We start from the raw sequence: 24,043 nt of genomic DNA on the forward strand, positions 1-24,043 counted from the left end.
TCAAAAGACACTTGAATCAACCGATTGCTAGGAAAAGACGAGGGCAAAGACCACCGCCTTGCCCTCAACCTTTTTCAATCGTTCTTTTTAATGATAGATCGTATTATTTATTCCGCTTTACATTCTATCGTGTGATGTTCTCATCAATACGTCTAATTGTTGTTCTCTCGTTAGATCACGGAATTTAACAGCATAACCTGAGACACGGATCGTCAAGTTAGGGTATTTCATTGGATTTTCCATAGCGTCACGTAATAGATCATTACTAAATACATTGACGTTCAAATGGTACGCTCCCTTAGAGAAGTAACCATCTAATACATTACGCAAGTTGCCGATACGTGTTTCTTCATCTTTTCCAAGACCGGAAGGATTGATCGTTTGCGTATTAGAGATCCCGTCACGTGCATAACCATAATTGATTTTAGCAGTTGAGTTAAGACTTGCCAACAATCCATTTTGTTCTGCATTGTAACTTGGGTTTGCCCCAGGAGCAAGAGGTTTACCTGCTTCACGTCCATCAGGTGTGTTACCAGTGTTTTTACCATAAACCACGTTTGATGTGATTGTTAATAATGACGTTGTTGGTGTGGAGTTACGGTAAGTTTTATGACGTTTGATTTGTGTCATAAAGTATTCTAAGATCCATTCTGCTAACTCATCTGCTGCATCATCATCATTTCCGTATTTAGGGAAGTCGCCAGTTACTTCGAAATCAACGGCAATTCCTTTTTCGTTACGGATTGGTTTCACATCTGCATATTTGATCGCTGACAAGCTATCCGCTGCATGAGAGATTCCAGCAATCCCTGTTGCAAATGTACGTTTCAAATCTGAATCCATCAATGCCAGTTGAGCTGCTTCATAAGAATATTTATCATGCATATAATGGATGATGTTTAATGTATTCACATATAACTCAGCTAACCAGTCCATCACATTCATAAATTTGTGTTTTACTTCTTCAAAGTCTAATACATCAGCTGTGATTGGACGATATTCAGGGGCAACTTGGGCACCAGTTACTTCATCAACCCCACCGTTGATTGCGTATAATAATGCTTTTGCTAAGTTCGCACGAGCACCGAAGAACTGCATGTCTTTTCCAACAACTGTTCCAGATACACAACATGCAATAGCGCAATCATCTGAACCCCATTGTTCACGAAGAAGATTGTCATTTTCAAATTGGATAGATGAGCTTTCGATTGCAATTTTACTTGCATAAGTTCTGAAGCCTTCTGGTAAATGTTCTGAATATAAAACTGTTAAGTTTGGTTCAGGAGAAGGACCCATGTTAGTCAATGTGTGCAATAGACGGAAATCATTCTTAGTTACTAATGAGCGTCCATCTAAGCCCATTCCAGCGATTGAAAGAGTCGCCCAGATTGGGAATCCTGAGAATAATTGATTGTATTCTGGTGTACGGGCAAATTTCACCATACGTAATTTCATGACTAAGTGATCGATCAATTCTTGTGCTTCTTGTTCGGTGATCACGCCATTATCTAAGTCACGTTGGATATAGATATCTAAGAAAGCAGAGATACGTCCGATTGACATTGCTGCACCATTTTGTGATTTGATTGCTGCTAAATAACCGAAGTATAACCATTGTACTGCTTCTTTTGCATTAGCAGCTGGTTTAGAGATATCATAGCCATATTTTGCAGCCATTTCTTTCATTTGTGCTAAAGCACGATATTGTTCTGTGATTTCTTCACGAAGACGAATGACTTCTTCATCCATTGTATGGAAACCTGTCATATCATGGTCTTTTTTCTTTTGTTCCATCAAATAGTCAATACCATACAATGCGATACGACGGTAGTCACCAATGATTCGTCCACGTCCATAAGCATCTGGAAGGCCTGTAATGATTTTGTTTTTACGTGCTGCACGCATTTCAGCTGTGTAGGCATCAAATACACCTTGGTTATGTGTTTTACGCCAATCGCTAAAGATATGTGTCAACTCATCATTAGGTGTGTAACCATTACTTGTTAATGCATTGTTAGCCATATTGATACCACCAAATGGCATAAATGCTTGTTTCAATGGTTTATCTGTTTGTAAACCAACGATTTTTTCAAGATCTTTGTCTAAATAACCTGCATCATGTGAGGTAATCGTTGAAACGATTTCTGTGTCCATGTCATAAACGCCATTGCGTTCAAATTGAATATCATTTAGTTTTTGTAATTCTGCCCAAAGCTTTTCTGTTGCTTCAGTTGGTTTTTCTAAAAAGCTGTCGTCTCCACGGTATTCAGTGTAGTTATTTTGGATGAAGTCTCTTGTATCTACGCCTTCTTTCCATTTCGTTCCTTTAAATCCATTCCATTGCTCCATTGTATGGACCTCCCGTTATCTGTTTTATGTAACAGTTTTTACGTGATTAGTATAACACAGACGAGCATCTTTGCAAGGGTTTTCTTGTTTTTTATTTAACAAAAGATGGCGTTTTTATTCACTTATATCAACAAACGCTAATATACCAAGCTTTAGTAATTGTGAACACTTTCATATTTTTTTATCTTAATATTTATAATTTTTTAATAATCAGAAAAAAGAAGGTAGTTCTGTATTAAAACAGATCTACCTTCTTTCAAAAAAACTATAACAGTTAATCGGTAATGGCTACTTCAGGTGGCTCAATGACTTTAATCACTTCGCCGCCTTTTTTCTCGTCAACTGCAAATGAGCCATTAGACGTTCGATCGCCAATCGGATAATCCGTTGGGTCAATCATTAGCTCTTGACCTTTTTGATTAATGATCATTATTTCTTTGGCGTTTCCTTCAGACATATGAATAACTCGATGTGGGTTTTTCTTTAGTTCACGTAGAACCGTAACACCACGTTTTGCTCGAGAGGTTTGACTAATTTCTTGCGCAAGCATCCGTTTTACCGCACCACGTTGAGTGACGATGATGATTGGCGTATCTCCTTCTGTCAAAACGAGTAACCCGTTAACGACAGTATCTTCGTCTTTGAGGTTGATTGAACGAACGCCAGCAGCTTTTGCTCCTACCACAGGTACTTCTTCTAATGGATATCGTAACCCCATCCCTTGGTAGGTGACTAAAAAGAGATCTAAATCCGTTTGACCTTCTACCAAGTAAGACGCAACTAATTCATCATCGTCACTTTTGAGTTTCATGCCACTTAACGGACGACTCTTATAAGTACGCCATGGTTCAAATTCAGTCATTCGAGTTTGTTTTACCCAGCCATTTTTACTGATGAAGACCAATGTTTTTTCTGCTTCGATTTTTTTGTATGGAAAAACAGCTAGAATCGATTCATCAACCGAAAGATTGACAATCGTTTGTGAAATATGTTCTCCAGCATCTTTCCATTTTAAATCTGGCAATTCATGGACAGGACGATAAATGACATTTGCCTTATTGGTGATCAACAACACATGATCCAAGGTATTTAGTTCACCAGAATACAAGAGATAGTCCCCTTCTCTCATGCCGATTTCCTCTGGTTTAGAAGCACTATATGAACGTAGACTAGTCCGTTTCACATAACCTTCCTTCGTTACGCTGACAATCACATCTTCTTGTGCTACTAACACTTTTGTATCAATTTTGATTTCTTCGATTTCGTCTTCAATTGTCGTTAAACGTGCATTAGCATACTTTTTCTTGACCTCACGAAGTTCTTTCTTCATGACTGAGAATAATTCTTTATCATTAGATAGAATTTTGTTTAATTCAGTGATTTGTGCTATTAAGCTTTCTGATTCTTTACGTAATTCTGTAATATCCGTATTTGTTAGACGATATAGTTGCAACGTCACGATTGCTTCAGCTTGTTCTTCCGTAAACTGAAAAACTTCGACTAAATTTTGCTTCGCGTTTTTCTTATCTTTACTTTCTCGGATCGTGGCAATGACTTCATCCAAGATCGACAAAGCTTTCATTAAACCTTCTACGATATGCTGGCGCTTTTGTGCTTTTTCTAAATCAAATTGACTTCGTTTCGTGATCACTTGTTTTCGATGATCAATATAACTACTTAAAATATCTTTTAACCCCACTTGATGCGGTGTCATGTGATCAATAGCTACCATATTGAAGTTGTAATTGATTTGTAGTTCAGTATTTTTAAACAGATAATTGAGGATACCTTGTGCGTTAGCATCTTTTTTCAATTCAACCACGATCTGTAATCCAGTGCGGTCACTTTCATCTCTAACTTCAGCAATGCCATCGATTTTTTTATTTAACCGGATTTCATCCATTTTCTTCACTAATGTGGCTTTATTTACTTCATAAGGGATCTCGGAAATCACGATTTGCTGCTTGTTCCCTTTAATCGCTTCAATTTTAGTCTTTGATCGTAGAATGACTTTTCCACGTCCAGTTTCATAAGCTTTTTTGATTTCTGCTTTTCCTTGCAAGATTCCCCCAGTAGGAAAATCAGGACCAGGGATATAATCCATTAGTTTCTCTAAACTCGCTTGGGGATGATCAATGAGGTAAATCGTACCATCAATGACTTCTGCTAAGTTATGGGTAGGGATCTCCGTAGCATAACCAGCGGAAATTCCCGTTGAACCATTGACTAATAGGTTTGGATATCTCGCTGGCAACACAGTTGGTTCTTTTTCAGTATCATCAAAGTTCCATACAAGATCAACCGTATTTTTTTCAATATCTGCCAACATTTCACCACTTAATTGGGAGAGCCGTGCTTCTGTATAACGCATAGCAGCTGGTGGGTCACCATCCATACTACCGTTATTTCCGTGCATCTCTATAAGTACTTCTCTTAGCTTCCAATCCTGACTCATCCGAACCATGGCTTCATAAATACTACTGTCCCCATGAGGATGATAATTCCCCATGATATTTCCGACAGATTTGGCAGATTTACGGAATCCTTTATCAAAAGTATTGCCATCTTTATTCATCGCAAATAAAATTCGTCTTTGAACGGGTTTCAATCCATCTCGGATGTCTGGCAATGCTCTTTCTTGAATAATATATTTTGAGTAACGTCCAAAGCGGTCACCCATCACTTCTTCTAGGGTTAGTTCTTGGACTTCTTGACGTTCTTCCATTAGGTGACCTCCTATTCTTCTACTAATTCAGATTGTTTCTCTTCATCGAACAATTCATTGGACGTAGCTGTATTTTCAATATCTTCTTTTTTATCTAAGATACTACCATCTTCTTCTAACGTGAATTGCACATGATTTTCGATCCATTTTCGGCGAGGTTCAACTTTGTCCCCCATTAATGTCGTCACGCGACGTTCCGCTTGAGCAGCATCATCTATCCTCACGCGAATCAACGTTCGAGAGGCTGGGTCCATGGTAGTTTCCCACAATTGTTCTGCATTCATTTCTCCAAGACCTTTATAGCGTTGCAACATATAGCCTTTACCAATTTTTTTGATGGTCGCTGCTAATTCATCATCTGTCCAAGCATATTCGACCACTTGTTTTTTTCCTTGACCTTTAGAAACCTTATAAAGCGGTGGTAATGCGATATACACTTTTCCTGCTTCAATCAATGGTTTCATGTAACGATAAAAGAACGTCAGTAATAACACTTGAATATGCGCACCATCGGTATCCGCATCGGTCATGATAATAATTTTGTCATAATTGCAATCTTCAATTGAAAACTCAGGTCCAACACCTGAACCGATCGTATAGATCATCGTATTGATTTCTTCGTTTTTCAAGATGTCTTGCATTTTTGCTTTTTCAGTGTTGATCACTTTCCCACGAAGAGGCAAGATGGCTTGGAATTTACGGTCTCTTCCTTGTTTTGCTGAACCACCAGCAGAGTCTCCCTCCACGAGGTATAATTCATTCTTTTTCGGATTTCGTGATTGAGCAGGTGTCAGTTTTCCTGAGAGTAATGATTCACCTTTTTTACGTTTTTTCCCATTACGGCTTTCTTCTCGAGCTTTTCGGGCAGCTTCACGTGCTTCTCGGGCTTTGATTGCTTTTCGCACTAACATTTGGCTCATTTCACTGTTTTCTTGTAAATAAAAGCCCATTTGTTCTCCAATGACATTATCTACTGCCGTACGGGCAATTGGTGTACCCAATTTTTCTTTTGTTTGTCCTTCAAATTGTAAGAGATTCTCAGGTACTCGAATGGAGAGAACAGCTGCTAAACCTTCTCTAAAATCACTACCTTCGAGATTCTTATCTCGTTCCTTCAGCAAGCCTACTTTTCGGGCATATTCATTGTAGGCTTTCGTCATCGCTGACTTCATACCGACTTCATGGGTGCCTCCATCTTTCGTTCGGACATTATTCACAAATGACAACACGTTTTCTGAATATCCATCATTATATTGGTAAGCAACTTCGACTTCGATACCGTCTTTTTCACCAGAAAAATAAACAACTGGTGTCAACGTATCTTTTTCTTCGTTTAGGTAGTCAACAAATTCTTTGATTCCTTCTTCGTAGTGAAAAACTTCCTTGATTGGTTCTTCACCACGCAGATCAGAAAGTGTGATTTTTACTCCTCTTAAAAGAAAAGCTGATTCTCGCAAACGTTCAGATAAAATATCATAAGAAAATTTAGTAGTGGAAAAGATCGTGTCATCTGGTAAGAAATGAACTGTCGTTCCATTGGATTTCTTGGTTTTCCCGATTTTTTTCAGTGTACCATCAGGCTTACCACCATTGCTGAATTTTTGTTGGTATTCAATCCCATCACGGACGATTGTAACAACCAACCATTTTGATAAAGCATTGACCACACTTGCTCCGACACCGTGTAGTCCCCCTGAGGTCTTGTATCCTCCTTGACCGAACTTTCCGCCGGCATGTAGTACAGTAAAAATCACTTCAACTGTGGGGATACCAGAAGCATGCATCCCAACTGGCATACCACGACCGCTATCTGTCACAGTGATACTATTGTCTTCATGAATGGTTACATCAATTTCATTTCCATATCCAGATAAAGCTTCATCAACCGCATTGTCAACGATCTCATAGACTAAATGATGTAAGCCCCGGCTATCCGTTGACCCGATATACATTCCTGGTCGTTTTCTAACTGCCTCTAATCCTTCAAGAACCTGGATCGATGCATCATTATATTCGTTCTTTACTTTTTTTGCCAAGGCAAACGCTCCTTCAATAATACTTTACGGTTAAAACCGCATCACGATAATCATACTAGAAATACGCATGAAAAAAAAGAGGTTAGGAAAGAATTAAAACTTAATTACTAACTAACCTTTGAGAATACCATCTTTTTTATCCTATTGTTCGCTTTTGTCTTGTCGATTAAATATTTCATGTTATTTAAAATGCAAACATTTAGTTATCTTTTTCGTTCATATTGTTCCACTCGATTTTTATACAACGATCCATGACGATGTCTTTGCGATTTGCTGATTGAAGCTTGTTTGCTGCTTCTTCATTTGCGATACCTAATTGCGCCCAAAATACTTTTGCTTGAGTCTGTAAAAAGTCAGCAGCTACCTCTGGCAAAAATTCACTACGCCGAAAAATATCCACGATATCGATCGGTTCTTGGATTTCCTGTAGCGACGCATAGACCTTTTCGCCTAAAATGATCTCTCCTGCTAATAATGGGTTCACCGGAATGATACGATAACCCCGTTCTTGCAGAAATCGAGCAATTTGATAACTTGTTCGTTCTTCCTTATTACTCAAACCAACAATTGCAATCGTTTTTGCTGTTTTTAAATAATCGAAGATTTTTTCTTGTGTTGGATTTTCAAATGACATAAATAATACTCCCTTTCGTTCACTCTTTCAAGTATTTCCAATTGTTCACGTACTTTATTCATGCTAAAATAAACATTAGTTTCAAATTGAAAGAGGTAGAACAATGAAATTAATTTTATTATTGGTACTTGCCTATCTTCTAGGCTCGATTCCTTCGGGGGTTTGGATAGGTAAATTATTTTTCAAAAAAGATATCCGCCAACATGGTAGCGGAAATACTGGCACCACCAATACTTTTAGAGTTTTAGGAAAAACAGCAGGTACAATTGTGTTGTTCATGGATATCTTGAAAGGAACCTTGGCAACTTGCTTACCAGTTATTTTCCACGTTACAACCATTAATCCCCTATGGTTTGGTGTTTGTGCGATCTTAGGTCATACGTTCCCTATTTTCGCTGGCTTCAAAGGAGGCAAAGCAGTTGCAACAAGTGCTGGAATGTTACTTGGATTCAATCCTCTATTTTTTATCTATTCCAGTATCATCTTCGTTGTTACGCTCTTTTGTACTAGTATGGTAAGTTTAACAAGTATGATCAGTGCAACTTTGATCACTTTATCAACGATTATCCTTCCTTACATCGCACCTGGTATCTTACCTAAGCAAAACTGGCTATTGACGATCATTGCATTTTTAGTTTCTGCCTTTATTTTCTATCGCCATAAAGAGAATATCCTACGAATCAAAAACCATACAGAAAGTCGTATCCCCTTCGGATTGAATAGTAGTAAGAAAAAAAATTGACCTGAGAGAAAAACAGTTGACTAATCAGCCAACTGTTTTTTTAGCTTTTAAATGATTGATTCGTTAAGAAGCGAAAAGAAACGATTAGCAAAATAAAGGGAACATGAATCATTATACCTGATTTCCTCTGATTAATTGAAATCAAACAACTTTAGGATAACCACTATTTTACCGTAATCGAATATTTTGTTTGAAAAATTTCATGTGCGCCTAGTTGATTGATTCCAGCTTTTTCCATCAATTCTCCCGAGCTGTTTACTGTATCTGCGATACCACACCAAGGTTCGATACAAACAAAAGGCGCTTCTTTTGGATAAGGTGACCAAATCCCAACATATGGCATATCTTTATAACTCAATGTCACACTGTGGCTAGATTTTTCACTACGGATGGCATAAGCGTTCAATCCTTTCGTTTCAAATACTAGTGCATCATTTTCAAAAAGATCGTGTACTAATGCAAGGTTGGTATTTGTTTGTCCAAGTGTTTTTTGTTCCATATCGATATATGGCCCACTTAAAGGTAAACGCAAACGTGATTTTTTAGGTGAAAACGCAAGATAAAAATCATCAAAAGTCAATCCTTCTTCCAGAGGAACATTAAAGGCTGGGTGACCCCCAATCGAAAAGAACATTTCTTCTTCTCCAGTATTAGCCACTTGATAATGAACGGTGATCCCATCTCCACCTAATTCATAAGAAATCACTAATTCAAAATCAAAAGGATAATTTTTTTTGGTCTCGGGTGTGCTTCTTAACAAAAAGCTGGCTAATTCTTGACCATGTTCGATTACTTCAAAATCCATATCTCTCGCAAAGCCATGTTGCCCCATTGAATAAGTCTTTCCTTGGTACGTGTATTGGTCATCCTTTAATCTTCCAACAAATGGAAATAAAACGGGCGCATGTCTTCCCCAATACGCTGGATCAGCTTGCCAAATATACTCAAGATTATTATCCTTTGATTTTAAACTGACCAATTCTGCTCCATGTTCAGCAATTTCAGCAATCAATTGATCATTTTGAATGATTACAGTCATTATAATTCCTCCACCGTTAAATCTTAGGACCTGAGATAGCTAGTCTCAGGTCCTAAGCTATTCTTATTTTTTCCAACAAGAAGTATCCGAATCATCCTTGGCATTACTCGTGTGTTTCAGCGAAAAGAAAACCTAAAGGAGACTCTTTTTGTTTACTTCGTTCCTACTGAATAGATTCATCTAATCAATCGGTCATAGATTTTTAGTAACTGTGTTTTGTTAATTCCTCTTTGAATCTGGAATTTAGAACTTTTAAATACGTCCCTTTCATCCCAAGGGAGCGTGATTCAATGATCCCAGCTGACTCTAATTTACGTAATGCATTGACGATCACTGAGCGAGTGATCCCAATTTTATCCGCAATATTGGATGCTGTTAAACGTCCTTCATCGCCTTCTAATGCATCGAAAATCGCTTGAACTGCCTTCAATTCGCTGTAAGACAAAGTATTGATCGCCATTTGGACAGCTGTTGCACTTCTGACATCCGCTTCAATACTACGTGATTTTTGATAAAGGATCTGCATACCGACTACCGTCGCACCATATTCAGCTAACACTAGGTCTTCATCGGTAAAGGCTTGTTCCATCCTTGATAAAATAATGGTTCCTAACCGCTCGCCAGCACCAAAAATAGGGACTACTGTCGTCAAACCAAATGGGTATTTTTCTCTTGCTTCAAAAGGAAAAGCAGTCATTTCACTACTGATCGGAATATTGGCTTCCGTTTTGTTCAATTGATCAACTGTGTCAGTATAAGAATCGGGAAATTGCTTTTCAACAAACATCATTTTTATCCGTTCATTGTTGACATCATGACGTTCATCATAGCCTAATAAGACTCCTTCACTGCTGATGATATAGACGTTACTATCTAAAATAGCACCTAATGTCACAGCCATTTTATCATAAGGTAAATCAGCTCGCAGATCGAAAGTATTTTTTTGTTGTAATAATTTGTTGATATTGCGGGTTTTTGTTAATAAATCCGTCATTTTCTTCCTCCGATTTTATAAAATAAAACGACTTAAATCTTCATTTGCTACAATCGAACCTAATTTTTCTTCTACATATGCTTCCGTAATCGTGATTTCTCCCATTTGCATGTCAGGTGCTTCAAACAATAAGTCTTCTAACAATTTTTCTAAGATCGTGTGCAAACGTCTAGCTCCGATATTGTCTGTATCGCGGTTCACATCATAAGCGATTTGAGCGATTTTCTCAATTGCTTCTTTCGTAAAGATAACTGAAACATTTTCTGTGCCAATCAATGCTACGTATTGTTTGATTAGTGCATTGTTTGGTTCAGTCAAGATCTTAATAAAGTCATCTGCAGTTAAATCATCTAATTCTACACGTATTGGAAACCGTCCTTGCAATTCTGGAATCAAATCACTTGGTTTTGATAAATGGAAGGCACCAGAAGCAATAAATAAGACGTGATCCGTTTGGATAACTCCATACTTCGTGTTCACTTGTGAACCTTCAACGATTGGCAGGATATCTCTTTGGACGCCTTCACGTGATACTTCACCAGATTGTTGTGATTTTGAAGTGATTTTATCGATTTCATCAATAAAAATGATCCCGCTTGATTGTGCTAATTGAATGGCTTCACTATGGATGTCAGCATCTTTGACTAGTTTACTTGATTCTTCTTTGATCAACAGTTCAAGTGCATCTTTTACTGCTAACGTGCGCTCAACCTTTTTCTTCGGTGTTAGCGCCCCTAATGTTTCATTTAAATCAATGCCCATCTGTTCCAAACCATTGTTCATCATTGGAGCTGGTTTCTTTTGTTCTTCTATTTCGATTGTTACTTGACGGTTATCAAGTAAACCTTTTTGTAATTGTTCTAGAACCGTTTTCCGATTGACACGAATTTCTTCAGTCACTTCTTCTTGCGGTTCTGCTGTATTTTGTTGCGCAACATTGAACATGTTCATCATTTGTTCAAATTGATTTCCTGTTTGTTTTTGTTCTTTTTTAATTCCAGGAACCAGCACTTTTACTAATCGTTTTTCTGCTCTTTTCTTAGCTTCAGTATATACACGACTATATTGTTCTTTTTCAACGATCTGGATCGCATTTTCTACTAGATCACGAACCATCGACTCCACATCTCGACCAACATAACCTACTTCTGTAAATTTCGTTGCTTCTACTTTCACGAAAGGAGCGTTGACGATTTTTGCCAATCGGCGAGCGATCTCTGTTTTCCCTACCCCTGTTGGTCCGATCATCAACATATTTTTAGGTGTGATGTCTTGTTGCATTTTTTCATCTAATTGTAAACGGCGATAGCGATTGCGCAAAGCGACCGCAACTGATTTTTTAGCTGCTTGTTGTCCAATGATATATTGATCTAATTCATTAACGATTTGTCTTGGTGTTTGTTTTAATTCATACATTCTTCTTCACCTCTATAATTCTTCCACAATAATATTATGATTTGTAAAGATACAAATGTCTGCTGCAATATTCAATGCATTCTCTGCGATTTCTTTGGCACTCATGTCGTTTTGTGCGTAGTTCTTCATTGCTCGAGCAGCAGCTAATGCAAAATTCCCTCCTGAACCAATGGCCAAAATTCCATCATCTGGTGCAATCACTTCCCCAGTACCTGAAACTAATAACATTTCTTTTTCGTTCATTACGATCAACATTGCTTCTAGTTTTTGCATGGACTGTTGTGTCCGCCATTCTTGCGCTAATTCCACTGCAGCTCGCTGTAAATTACCATTGTATTCATTTAATTTGCCTTCAAATTTTTCTTCCAATGTAAATGCGTCTGCGACACTTCCAGCAAATCCTACGATGACTTCATCATTATAGATTCGACGGACTTTTCTTGCGCTTCCTTTCATCACCACGGATTCGCCCATTGTAACTTGACCGTCACCTGCCATTGCAAATTTTCCATCTTTTTCAACGGCACAAATCGTCGTTGAATGAAATTGTGATTCTACCATAGTTATTTCCTCCCAATTAAGATTACTGATCCTTTTCTATTACGCTCTTGGATGAAACGAGCGATAATTTTTTTGTAAACTTTCTTTTGTCACGTGAGCATAGATCTGTGTAGTAGATAGATTAGCATGACCCAACAGCTCTTGAACTGTCCGCATATCTGCACCATTATTCAGCAAGTGTGTAGCAAAGGTATGCCGCAGCATATGTGGATGGATCGAACTATCTAAACTACTCTTTTTAATCACTTGATTCAATACATACTCGATCCCTGTTGGCGTAATTGGTTCACCATGATGGTTCACAAAAACATAGTCATGACTCTTGTGGTATTTATCCATCAAAGCCTTTCGCCCTTTTTCAAAATACTCTTGTAAGGCATCTTGTGCGAATGAACCAAGTGGTGCATACCGTTCTTTATTCCCTTTACCATGAATCAACATGACTTCGGAGTCGAAATCGATTTCTGCTAGTTTCAAATTACTGCACTCGCTTAATCGAATCCCCGAACCGTAAAGAACTTCTAATAGCGCTTGGTTCCTCAAATCTAAAGGTTTTTCTCCTTTGACACTGTCAAATAATACTTGCATTTCATTCTCATAAAAAAAGCGAGGTAGTTTCAAATTTTTCTTTTTTAGGTGGACATAAGAAAAAGGATTTTCTTTGATCACTTCTTCTTTTAAAAGGTATTGATAAAAAGAGCGCAGACTTGCAATCTTACGACTGATCGAATTTCTACTATATCTTTCATCAGTTAGGTAACTTAAATACACTCGAACATCTAAGTGATTGATTTTTAATAAATCATCCTCTCCTGATTCTGTAAGAAATCTTTCAAAATTAGTGAGGTCTTCCTCGTATGCTTCTCGTGTTTTTTCAGAGTAACCACGTTCCACGATTAAATAACGCAAAAACTTATCTTTCCACGTTTGTTCTAGCATTTTATCACCTTCCTTTTAATCCCAGAGATAAATTTAGCATAGCAAAATTAAAAAAACAAATAAATTGTCAGAATTTAATCAATATTTCTAAGTTTGTTCACAATTGAAACAATTAATTTGACAAAATTCTTAGATTACGACCTTTTTTTTAATCTGATATTTACTCATTTTTTACCAAAAGAAAAAATTTTTTTTGGAACACTGCAAATAAAAGATGTGTTGTATATTTATTTTATGCCTAGTAAAGAGCCCGGAACACCTTTGTCCCGGGCTCACTTCATGTTACTGAGCTGTTACTTCATCAATTAATTCTTTTTTTATTTGTTCATTTGCCTGAAGTGCTCTTTGAGCAATCGCTTCATAACGTGTTTTTTTGTCACGAATGCGCTCTGGTAATTCAGGGAACAAACCATAATTCGCATTCATTGGTTGGAAATGTTTTCCTTCAGCATGTGTAATATAATACGCCATACTCCCAATCGCTGTTTCTCGTGGAAACTCAATCGGCTCACTTTCTTTAGCTAAACGAGCAGCATTGATCCCTGCAAGCAAACCACTAGCTGCACTTTCAACATAACCTTCCACACCAGTCATTTGTCCTGCAAAGAACAAGTCTTCACGCTTGGTTGATTGATAAGTTGGTTTCAATAATTCTGGTGAATTCATAAAACTGTTGCGGTGCATCACACCATAACGGACAAATTCTGCGTTTTCTAAACCTGGGATCATACGGAAAACCCGTTTTTGTTCTCCCCATTTTAAGTGCGTTTGGAAACCAACGATGTTATACAATGAGGCAGCGGCATTGTCCTGACGTAACTGGATCACCGCATAAGGGCGTTTACCGGTTTTTGGATCTTCTAATCCAACTGGTTTCATTGGACCAAACAGCATTGTTTTAAAGCCACGCTGAGCCATCACTTCGATCGGCATACAGCCTTCAAAGTATTTTTCTTTTTCAAATGATTTAAGTTCGGCTACTTCAGCTGTTGTTAAAGCTTCGTGGAATGCTTTAAACTCTTCTTCAGTCATTGGACAGTTTAGATAAGCTGCTTCCCCTTTATCATAGCGTGATTTTAAATAGACTTTATCCATATCGATCGTTGCTTTGTCTACGATCGGTGCTGCTGCATCATAAAAATAGAATCCGTCAGAACCATTGAATGCTTTAATACTTTCAGCTAACGGGTGAGAGGTTAAGGGACCAGTAGCAATGATCGTGATCCCTTCTGGAATTTCAGTGATTTCTTCATTGATGACTGTTACTAGCGGGTGTTCTTTGACTTTACGTGTGATCGTCTCAGAAAAAGAATCCCGATCCACTGCTAAGGCACCGCCAGCTGGAACAGCTGTTTCATCAGCTGAAGTAATCACGACTGAATTTAACCGTCGCATTTCTTCTTTTAATAAACCTACTGCATTTGCTAAACTATTCCCTCTCAAGGAGTTGGAACAGACTAACTCTGCAAAATTACTTGTATGGTGTGCTTCTGTTGATTTCACTGGGCGCATCTCGTATAAACGAACAGGAACACCTGCTTGAGCGACTTGCCAAGCTGCTTCACTTCCAGCTAATCCTGCACCTATTACATTAACAGTTTTCAAATAAAGACCTCTTCTCATTTTATTTTTGAATGTCTTCTTCATAGTCGCCATTGATACATACGACTTGTTTTCCGCCTTTGACTTTCTTTTCAACTAAATACTGGTCACATTTCGGACAATTTCGTCCTACTGGTTTGTCCCAAGAAGTAAAGTCACAGTCTGGAAAACGTGAACACCCGTAAAAGATTCGGTTTTTCTTAGACTTGCGTTCAATCACCTGACCCTCATGACAAACTGGACAAGTCACACCGATCTCTTTAACAATTGGTTTCGTATTTCGACAATCAGGAAAATTACTACATGCATAAAATTTACCATACTTTCCTAATTTTATAACCATCGGATGCCCACAAATATCACAGTCAAATCCAGCCGGTTCATCTTTGATTTGAATTTTTTCGATTTTTTCTTCTGCATTGGTCAATTCTTTTTCAAATGGTTTGTAGAAACGATCCACCACTTCGATCCATGCTTCTTTTCCTTCTTCAATTTTATCCAAATCACCTTCCATTTCAGCGGTAAAATGGATATCGACGATTTGGGGGAAGAAATCACAAATCAAAGAATTGACGATTTCACCCAATTCAGTTGGTTCGAAGCGTTTTTGTGTCAATTTGACATAGTAACGTCGTTGGATCGTATCCAGCGTTGGCGCATAAGTGGAAGGACGTCCCACACCATTTTCTTCCAAAGCACGGATTAAAGTTGCTTCACTGAATCTTGCTGGCGGTTGTGTGAAATGTTGCTTCGGTTCAATGTCCACTGATTGAACAATGTCCCCTTGTGCTAGTTCTGGTAAGATATTTTCTTTATCTTCTTTCCCATCATCTCTGCCTTCAACATAGACTTGCATGAACCCTTTAAATTTAACTTTAGAGCCATTCGCAATAAAAAGTACGCCATTTTGTTCTAAGGTAACTTTCATGGTATCTAATATCGCTGGTGTCATTTGACTAGCAACAAATCGTGACCAGATAAGGGTGTAGAGTTTTAATTGGTCCTTGTCTAAATATTGTTTGATTTCCTCAGGAGTGCGTAGGACACTTGTCGGGCGAACTGCTTCATGGGCGTCTTGCGCACCTTGCGCATTTTTGATTTTACGTTGTGCATGACTTGAAAATTCTTTCCCGTAAGTTTCTTCAATGAAGGTAGCCGCTTCTGCTTTCGCAGTCTCAGCGATCCGTGTTGAATCGGTACGCATATAAGTGATCAAACCTACAGTCCCTTGCTTACCTAAGGAGATCCCTTCATATAATTGTTGCGCAACCATCATCGTTTTCCGTGTTCTAAAATTCAATTTTCTAGCAGCTTCTTGTTGTAGGCTACTCGTAGTAAATGGGTTTGCTGGATTTCGTTTCCGTTCTTTCTTTTCAACTTTTTGAACGGTGAAATCTGGTCCATCAATACGATCAGTAACTTCTTTTACGGATTGGGCATCAGGCAATTTCTTTTTCTTACCATCAATTCCCCAAAAGTTTGCTTTAAATTTTTTACGTGTTTTTTTGAAATTACCGTCAATGCTCCAGTATTCTTCTGGAATGAAATCACGGATTTCTTTTTCACGATCAATGATAATTTTTAATGCAATAGACTGTACTCTTCCAGCACTTAATCCTTTTTTGACTTTGCGCCATAGGATTGGACTGATGGAGTAGCCCACCAAGCGGTCTAACGCCCGTCTTGCTTGTTGGGCATCCACTAAATCCACGTCGATCGTTCTTGGTTCCTTGAAGGCTGCTTTTACCGCTTCCTTAGTAATTTCGTTAAAAACCACACGATTTTTTTCTGATAAATCTAAACCTAGTAAATAGGCTAAATGCCAAGCAATTGCTTCCCCTTCTCTATCCGGGTCACTTGCAAGATAAACTTTTTGCGCTTTTTTTGCTGCTGATTTTAAACTTTTGATCACATCGCCTTTTCCGCGAATTGAAATATAATGGGGTTCATAGTTGTTTTCGACATCAATTCCCATTTTACTTTTAGGTAAATCACGTATATGACCGACACTGGCCATTACTTTATAATTACGACCAAGATATTTTTCAATGGTTTTGGCCTTTGCAGGTGATTCCACAATCACTAAATATTTATATGCCATTACTGAATGGACTCCTTTCCATTGACATGTTCCTACTATATTAAGCGGACTCATACAAATCGTAGCTTATCATATCCATTCAGAAAACGTTTGTCAAGAAAATCAAATGAGAAGTTCCTGTTATTCTTTCAACTCGAACAATAAATCTTCACCAGAAATCACACAAACAGCACCATCTTGAATTAGTTGATGGGAGCCAGTTGAGTATTGTGTCAAAATATTTCCAGGTACAGAAAAAACAGTTCGACCGATTTCTAACGCTTGTTGTGCTGTTATCAAAGAACCACTCTTTTGCTTTGCTTCAATGACACAAGTGCCTTGTGACAAAGCAGCAATGATTCGATTTCTCATGGGAAAGCGGTATTGTTTTGGTCCTTCATATGGTGGATATTCACTAAGTAAAAGATGATTCTTTCCAATTTCTGCTTGAAGAAATTGGTTTTCCTTTGGGTAGGCTTTTTTAATTCCTGTACCGATTACCGCAATCGTCTTTCCAGTATTTTTAATCGCAGCCAAATGTGCATATGTATCGATTCCTTTGGCACAGCCACTAACGATGACATAGTTAGCATCTATGACCGGAGTTAAAAGTTCATGTACAACTTTTTTTGCCAAGACCGAGGTTTTCCTGCCCCCAACCACACTGAGCATCTTTTGTTTTAGTAGAGAAAGATCACCAGAATAAAATAAAAGAATCGGTGGTGTCGCAAGATGAAAAAGTTGCGGGGGATAGCACGGGTCAAGACAAGTAATGAATGACTGAGCTGTTTTAAACTTCGCAAAATTTTGATTGATTTGCCGCCAACTTTCTTGAAATTTTTCTCGATGACGAACAATTTTTGCGATTTCAATGATTTCATAAGAAGACAACTCGCTTGTTTGAGCTTCCAATAAGGCCTGGACAACCGCCCATTTTCCTTGACTGCTAATTCCTTTCGCATAAGCTAATTTAAGTAAAAATCCTTCAATCTGATCCATGAACGAAAACCGCCTCTCGAAGTTACTTTTAAATAAAATACGCAAGAGACGGTCAAACATCTTAAGATAAATAATTTTTTATCGGTGCAAAAGAGCGTCGATGAATAGGGGTAATTCCTTGTGTTGCTAAGCCTTGTAGATGTTCTTTCGTTCCATAACCAGCATTATGGCCAAAACCATAACCTGGATATAGTTCATCATATTTTTTCATTAAATCATCACGATAAACTTTTGCAATGATACTTGCTGCCGCAATAGAAACTGAACGAGCATCTCCCTTGATCAATTTTTCTTGCTGGATTGGCAAATCCAGTGTCATGGCATCAATTAAGAGATAATTTGGACGTATCGCCAGCTTTTCTACAGCTTGGATCATTGCTAGTTTGCTTGCCTCATAAATATTGACCTCATCAATCTTTTTTTCATCAATGATGCCGATACCGATAGCAAGTGCTTTTTGTTGGATTTGGTCATAAAGCAGTTCTCGTTTTTTTTCTGATAATTGTTTCGAGTCATTTAATCCAAGGATCGGTTCGTCTTTAGGTAGGATGACAGCGGCCGCTACTACTGGCCCTGCTAAAGGTCCACGCCCTACTTCATCAATCCCCGCAATCCATTCATATCCTTGTTCATATGCCTGCTTCTCAAATAATGACATTTCCAAATATTTTTCTTGGATCAATGCCGTTTTTTTTACTTGTTTCTCAAAGGATAGAAGCGCTTGTTGTACCCCTTTTCGCTGATCTTGCTTTAGTTCGGCAATGAAGGGATCAGTTAACGACGTCACTGTTTTTAATCGTTCCTTGATACTTTGGATCGATTCACTCATCGCTTGTTTTCCCCATTTCTTCACATCGATCTAACGTGTAGCGCCCAAGTTTTCCTTGACGGATATCGAAGACTACCACTTCACTACCACGATCATAATCATCTTTATAGCCACGCTTTGCAGTAATCGTCATCAATAATTCAGGTGCTAATTGTTGTTCTGCTTCTTCTGGTAACTGATAGCGCTCCGCAATTCTTCCTGGATAGTAACGAGCGAAAAAATCTAAGCCATAGATAGCGAGATCATCTAAATGAACTAACTGGTCTTTAATGGCTCCGGTTAGTGCTAGTTTTTTACCGATCTCTTCATCTTCAAATTTAGGCCATAAGATTCCTGGCGTATCTAATAACTCTAATTCGCTACCTAGGCGCAACCATTGTTGTCCTTTTGTCACACCAGGTTTATTACCTGTTTGAGCAATTTTTTTTCCAACTAAGCGGTTCATCAATGTTGACTTCCCGACATTTGGAATACCTAAAACCATGGCTCTGATTGCTCGTGGTTTGATCCCTCGAGCGGCATCACGTGCTCTTTTTTCTTTCAGTGCTTCTTTGGCTGCTGGAATCAACGCTTTGATCCCTTTACTCTCTTGAGCGGTAATCGCTAATGCTTGATGACCTTGTTGTTGAAAATACGTTTGCCATAACTTCGTTTGTTGGGGGTCTGCTAGATCAGCTTTATTTAATAATACCAACCTTGGCTTTTGTTGGATGATCTGATCAAGCATTGGATTACGTGAAGACAAAGGTAATCGTGCATCGACTAATTCAAAGACGATATCGACATATTTCATTTTCTCAGAAACTTCACGACGGGCTTTTGCCATGTGCCCTGGGAACCATTGGATCGTCATAGAATAAATTCATTCCTTTCATATAAGGATTTCAAACCTTATTCTTACATTATCATATTTAACCTTAGTAAATCTATGCATACAAGTCTACTACCATCAAGTAAGTTGATTAGGCTCATTTTCCTTATATTATTCAAAGCAATTATTGGGTAGACTCTTTCAAAAGCAGCTCTGCAACTATCCATACTACCATGAACCTAAGATCAGCGATTATTTTTATGCATTTATCCTGACTTTACAATTTTTTAAAGTGGATACCGCTTTTTATTCATCAGTGGTTCGGCAGAATAATCCTTCTATCATGATACTAAATCTCAACGCCTTAGGGTATTTTTCTTTATCAAACATGTTTTGTACTTTTATTACTATTAATAAAAAGAAAATACATCATTATAAATAACAAAAAGGCGCCTGTTCCGTATTTTATCATATTTCCCTACTAATCGCACTCTCATTTTGGCATTTTCCGTTCTCTGGGTTCTTGATTCCTCCATGCTACAAATTGGTGAGATAACACATCCTTTAAGACTTCTTCGTGATCCATTACTCAATATAATTTGAGATATTTTTTCACTTTATTATCGATTCTGAGTTTTGGAATCATCAACTATCGATTATCCTTTTTCAGTTAAAAATGAGTGGAAAACTTCCAACTTGCTTTCTAAGGTTTAATCGATTGAGTTATTTATTTTTTTATTTAACGCTCTTGCTTGCTTTTTGCTCTCATTTTTTGCGTATAGATAAAAAGCAATGGTGTGTAAGATCAAATTTAAAATAAGATAAATTGCCAAAAGATTAATTGGTGAAATTGCCAAAGGCAGTTTGAATGAAAGCAAATTGAAAATCGCTAAACCCGCAACTGTATTTCCAACAGTCGCAATCAAAATATTACTGACTGGTTTCAGCGTAAGATGATTCCAAAGCACATCATACATCACACCAAAGACTAATGCACAAACTAGACTAACACCCATTACGTGCCAAAGAAAATAAACATGGATCATCTGTCCTTTCGCAAAGAAGCTTGTTATTATAAATATCAACCAGATGCTGCTTAACGAGAACGTTTGAAAAAAATTATGTTTTATCTGTTTACTCATACCCACATCTCCTTAAATTTTTTTACATAGTGACGATTCACAATAAATTTAGAACCATTTTTCATTTCAATTTCAACCCGTGCATTATCCGTAGAACGAAAAGCTTTAATAAAAGATCGATTAACCAGCGTACTAATGTTGATCCGCACAAATCCGTAACTTGTAAATTGCTTCTCAACTATTTTTAACCGTACAGCTAATAGATACCTCTCATTTGATGTAAAAACGACATGACACATCTGTTCTTTTGACTCGATTGAGGAGACATCACTTAATAGCCTGGAAACTTTCTTATTTGTTTTTGCATCAATTACTACGATTGTTTGCTCCGTAGTCAGAATAGCTTCTTTTATTCTCCCCCACGTTTTTTCGCAAGAAGAATGGGTAGTTACCTTCACTGTATCCTGTGCAATGTGATTATCAATTCCAAATTTTATTCTCAAATTTTCTCCTCCTTGCTTTGATACTCTCAGTTTAAGCCGTACGCATACCATATTCAATTCCTTTCCATGAGGTTGCACTTTTTCGCAAGAAGATTGCAAGAGATAGGAAACATTTCAATACTTCCTCCCTATTCAGGTGTACCCTGCTTCTTCAAATGAAGAATGTTCCTGTCTTTAATGATGAACGACATTCGATTGGGTTTAATCGTTTTTTCTAGTATTCTGCCGATAAATATATTCAATGAACGTTTATAAAACTGTAAAGAAGAATTCTTTCAGCACACATCTTTTGACAACGTTTACATTTTAATAGATGATAGGATAAAAGAAAGGAGAGGTACAAATGAACAGTATGGTTTTTGTTAATTTCCCCGTTGAAGATGTAGACAAGTCTGTTGCTTTTTATGAAAAATTGGGCTTTAAGAAAAATGAAGAATTTTCAACTGACGAAGCAAGCGCTGTGGTTTGGGACGACACATTTTGGATCATGTTACTCTCTCACGGTTTTTACAAAAAATTCTTAAAAGACAAAGAAATCGCAGATAATAAAAAAACAAGTGGCGCCTTGATTTCTTTTAGCGTAGCAAATGCGGATGAAGTTAAAAAGTTTGCGAATACGGCGAAAGAAAATGGCGGAAGCTATCATGAAGTCGATATGGGCATGTCTGAAGAAGAAATGTTTTCACTTGAAGTCCAAGATTTAGATGGAAATACATTAGAGCCTGTCTGGATGAAAATGTAAATTTTTTAAAGCCCTCCATTAGAAAAACAGATGGAAGGCTTTTTTAGATAAATTTTCTTGATCTCCTATGCACTTATTTTGTCTTGTTTGGCTAAAATAGTAGTGCTAGAAGATCTTCGTTATTAAAATGAAAGATATAATCTGAAACAGTCATATCATTTAATGCGTTTTTTATTTCTTCATAAATAAATTTTTGACCAAGTAATTGTTGTTCAAGAATACTTACATCTTTTTGTCCAAAAAAATCACCATAAAAACGAATCTCATTGATTCTCCCATGTAGTGTCGACAAACGGACATCCACAATTCCAACTTTGGGGAGCCTGATTCTGCGTTTCACCGAAAACCTTGGTGTTTCACCATAGACCCAATCATCATTGCCATAACGATTCTGGACGATTTGTTCAATGTTTTGTTCATCTTTCTTCGTCAAATCTATCCTTTTATCTTCAATTTCTCGCAGATCATCGACCTGATAGACTTCACAAATCAGTGAATCTCTAAAGTCAGCGGTTTTTTCAAATTGATATTTTTCTTTTAAAAATGGTTTCAGATTCGTCACACTTTTTTTTACTGATTTCGTTGCTTTAGACTCAATTTTTTCTTTGGAAACCGTCAAAATTTTATCAAGAACGGACAAATCAACATCATACATTAATGTACCATGTGAGTATAACCGATTTTTTTTCGTATACATGGCATTACCAGAAAATTTCATTCCTTCGATATACATATCATTACGTCCACCAACTTCTGCTTTGGTTGCGCCCATTTTTCTTAATGCTGTGATAATAGGCGAGGTAATGGATTCATATTCACCAAATTTCATTGCATTTTTGCTGGTCACAAAGCTAAAGCTTAGATTTCCTAAGTCATCATATACAGCTCCTCCACCTGAGGTTCGCCGAGTGAGTGTCACGGTGTTTTTCCTTAAATACTTGAGATCGATTTCTTCATAACTATTTTGGTTTCGTCCAATAATCACACAAGGTTTTTGAATATATAATAAAAACAAAGGTTCATCACTGTCAAAACTGTTCATAAGATATTCCTCTGTTGCTAGATTTCTCCGAATATCTAAACTTTCCATGATATGATAGCGCACTTTTATCCCTTCTTACTTTTTCTCCTATCATCTCTTTTAGAACATAAAATGGCAAGAAATTAGTTCATTTTATATCTTAATTGTACTATCTTTAATCAAGTAAAAAAGCGACCTCCAAAAGTTAGACCAAAAAATCTAACTTTTGGAGGTCGCTTCCCTCTTCACTCTAAAACAAATTAGCGGTGGCATTAGCGCCTTGAAATCATGCTGAATGATCTCTTTTCTTTACCCAATCCATTTTATCTCGTTCAAGGGATAGTAAACAAAGCGAGCCTTACCCAATATTTCGCTTCCTGTAATCATACCAAAGGAGCGACTGTCTTTCGAAACACGTCGATTGTCCCCTAAAACAAAGTAACTGTCGGCTGGCAGCTTTGTCTTATTCGTTAATTCTTCCAGAGTAAAGTCCGTTGTATAAGGACTATTTTCATGATCTGACTTTCTATTTTTCGTTAGAAAAGGTTCTTCGACCACTTTTCCATTCACTTTCAGCTGATCATTCTCATAGCTAATTGTCTCTCCTGGCAACCCGATCACTCGTTTGATATAAATCGTTCCATCAGCCAATTGAAAAACAACTACGTCAAACCGTCTGATTTCAGAAAATTTTTCCATTACAACCATGTCACCTTGTTTCAAGACGTTTTCCATCGAATTACCTTCCACTGGCACTGGAATAAGAAGAAATCCTCTTAAAATAAAAGCGATCAAGATGGAGCAAAGTACATATTTGATTATAAGCCAAAAACGGTCGATATAGCGTTGTTTTTTTGTCAATATCCATCATTCCACTCTCAAGGTTATCGTTCTTTCTCTATTATAGAAAAAAAAACCAAAAAATGCGACTAGATGTTT

20 protein-coding genes are annotated in these 24,043 nt (G+C 37.5%); 2 read left to right on the plus strand and 18 right to left on the minus strand.

Translation table 11 applies throughout. The features are described 5' to 3' along the window. Positions 1-117: 117 nt before the first annotated feature. The 4 genes from pflB to AB5M32_RS07725 form a co-directional block, all read right to left on the minus strand. Positions 118-2,349, minus strand: coding sequence for a formate C-acetyltransferase (gene pflB / locus AB5M32_RS07710; protein ID WP_010719453.1), 2,232 nt, complete (start codon positions 2,347-2,349; stop codon positions 118-120). A gap of 274 nt (positions 2,350-2,623) precedes the next feature. Then, positions 2,624-5,074 carry a DNA topoisomerase IV subunit A gene (gene parC / locus AB5M32_RS07715; RefSeq protein WP_010719454.1) on the minus strand — a complete coding sequence of 817 codons (2,451 nt, stop codon included), beginning with the start codon at positions 5,072-5,074 and terminating at the stop codon, positions 2,624-2,626. Positions 5,075-5,085: 11 nt separating this feature from the next. Continuing rightward, positions 5,086-7,110 carry a DNA topoisomerase IV subunit B gene (gene parE / locus AB5M32_RS07720; protein ID WP_010737383.1) on the minus strand — a complete coding sequence of 675 codons (2,025 nt, stop codon included), beginning with the start codon at positions 7,108-7,110 and terminating at the stop codon, positions 5,086-5,088. A 199-nt stretch (positions 7,111-7,309) separates the two neighbouring features. Then, positions 7,310-7,744 carry a CoA-binding protein gene (locus tag AB5M32_RS07725; RefSeq protein ID WP_010719456.1) on the minus strand — a complete coding sequence of 145 codons (435 nt, stop codon included), beginning with the start codon at positions 7,742-7,744 and terminating at the stop codon, positions 7,310-7,312. Between the two features lie 103 nt (positions 7,745-7,847). Here AB5M32_RS07725 and plsY point away from each other — a divergent pair, with 103 nt between their 5' ends. Next, positions 7,848-8,486, plus strand: a complete 639-nt coding sequence (gene plsY, locus AB5M32_RS07730) for a glycerol-3-phosphate 1-O-acyltransferase PlsY (protein WP_010719457.1) — start codon at positions 7,848-7,850, stop codon at positions 8,484-8,486. A 163-nt stretch (positions 8,487-8,649) separates the two neighbouring features. On the opposite strand, the gene AB5M32_RS07735 is transcribed toward plsY, so the two are convergent. The 12 genes from AB5M32_RS07735 to AB5M32_RS07790 all read right to left on the minus strand — a co-directional run bounded on the left by AB5M32_RS07735 (position 8,650) and on the right by AB5M32_RS07790 (position 21,341). Continuing rightward, the gene (locus AB5M32_RS07735; protein ID WP_034700304.1) at positions 8,650-9,525 is read right to left on the minus strand and encodes an aldose 1-epimerase family protein; all 876 of its coding nucleotides are present in this window, start codon (positions 9,523-9,525) and stop codon (positions 8,650-8,652) included. 202 nt (positions 9,526-9,727) lie between these two features. Then, on the minus strand, positions 9,728-10,519 hold the full coding sequence (gene codY, locus AB5M32_RS07740; protein ID WP_010719459.1) for a GTP-sensing pleiotropic transcriptional regulator CodY: 792 nt from the start codon (positions 10,517-10,519) through the stop codon (positions 9,728-9,730). Between the two features lie 15 nt (positions 10,520-10,534). Further along, entirely contained in the window at positions 10,535-11,935 is a 1,401-nt protein-coding gene (gene hslU, locus AB5M32_RS07745; protein WP_010719460.1) for an ATP-dependent protease ATPase subunit HslU, read from the minus strand. A gap of 12 nt (positions 11,936-11,947) precedes the next feature. Next, entirely contained in the window at positions 11,948-12,496 is a 549-nt protein-coding gene (gene hslV / locus AB5M32_RS07750; protein ID WP_010719461.1) for an ATP-dependent protease subunit HslV, read from the minus strand. A 39-nt stretch (positions 12,497-12,535) separates the two neighbouring features. Beyond that, positions 12,536-13,435, minus strand: coding sequence for a tyrosine recombinase XerC (xerC, locus tag AB5M32_RS07755; RefSeq protein WP_096710450.1), 900 nt, complete (start codon positions 13,433-13,435; stop codon positions 12,536-12,538). A gap of 282 nt (positions 13,436-13,717) precedes the next feature. Further along, a complete protein-coding gene (trmFO, locus tag AB5M32_RS07760; RefSeq protein WP_051092533.1) occupies positions 13,718-15,091 on the minus strand; it encodes an FADH(2)-oxidizing methylenetetrahydrofolate--tRNA-(uracil(54)-C(5))-methyltransferase TrmFO in 1,374 nt (457 codons plus the stop codon). Next, positions 15,060-17,138 carry a type I DNA topoisomerase gene (gene topA, locus AB5M32_RS07765; RefSeq protein WP_010719464.1) on the minus strand — a complete coding sequence of 693 codons (2,079 nt, stop codon included), beginning with the start codon at positions 17,136-17,138 and terminating at the stop codon, positions 15,060-15,062. The genes trmFO and topA overlap by 32 nt, the downstream gene beginning before the upstream one ends. A 120-nt stretch (positions 17,139-17,258) precedes the next feature. Continuing rightward, a complete protein-coding gene (gene dprA / locus AB5M32_RS07770) occupies positions 17,259-18,116 on the minus strand; it encodes a DNA-processing protein DprA (RefSeq protein WP_010737379.1) in 858 nt (285 codons plus the stop codon). Positions 18,117-18,177: 61 nt separating this feature from the next. Next, positions 18,178-18,945, minus strand: coding sequence for a ribonuclease HII (locus AB5M32_RS07775; protein WP_034700297.1), 768 nt, complete (start codon positions 18,943-18,945; stop codon positions 18,178-18,180). Then, on the minus strand, positions 18,938-19,798 hold the full coding sequence (gene ylqF / locus AB5M32_RS07780) for a ribosome biogenesis GTPase YlqF (RefSeq protein ID WP_010719467.1): 861 nt from the start codon (positions 19,796-19,798) through the stop codon (positions 18,938-18,940). Before ylqF ends, AB5M32_RS07775 begins: the two co-directional genes overlap by 8 nt. Before the next feature lie 668 nt (positions 19,799-20,466). Further along, complete coding sequence (locus AB5M32_RS07785; RefSeq protein WP_010737376.1) at positions 20,467-20,898, minus strand: hypothetical protein; 432 nt, start codon at positions 20,896-20,898, stop codon at positions 20,467-20,469. Next, positions 20,895-21,341, minus strand: a complete 447-nt coding sequence (locus tag AB5M32_RS07790; protein ID WP_034700296.1) for a LytTR family DNA-binding domain-containing protein — start codon at positions 21,339-21,341, stop codon at positions 20,895-20,897. The genes AB5M32_RS07785 and AB5M32_RS07790 overlap by 4 nt, the downstream gene beginning before the upstream one ends. Positions 21,342-21,684: 343 nt before the next feature. On the opposite strand from AB5M32_RS07790, the gene AB5M32_RS07795 reads away from it, so the two are divergent. Beyond that, a complete protein-coding gene (locus AB5M32_RS07795) occupies positions 21,685-22,083 on the plus strand; it encodes a VOC family protein (protein WP_010737374.1) in 399 nt (132 codons plus the stop codon). A 91-nt stretch (positions 22,084-22,174) separates the two neighbouring features. On the opposite strand, the gene AB5M32_RS07800 is transcribed toward AB5M32_RS07795, so the two are convergent. Next, a complete protein-coding gene (locus tag AB5M32_RS07800; RefSeq protein WP_368024391.1) occupies positions 22,175-23,188 on the minus strand; it encodes a lipoate--protein ligase in 1,014 nt (337 codons plus the stop codon). A gap of 225 nt (positions 23,189-23,413) precedes the next feature. After that, positions 23,414-23,965: a signal peptidase I gene (lepB, locus tag AB5M32_RS07805; protein ID WP_096709234.1), complete on the minus strand. Its 552-nt coding sequence runs from the start codon at positions 23,963-23,965 to the stop codon at positions 23,414-23,416. Positions 23,966-24,043 lie beyond the last annotated feature (78 nt).

The sequence above is a fragment of the Enterococcus sp. C57 genome (assembly GCF_040887305.1).
Taxonomy (GTDB): Bacteria; Bacillota; Bacilli; order Lactobacillales; family Enterococcaceae; genus Enterococcus_B; species Enterococcus_B hirae.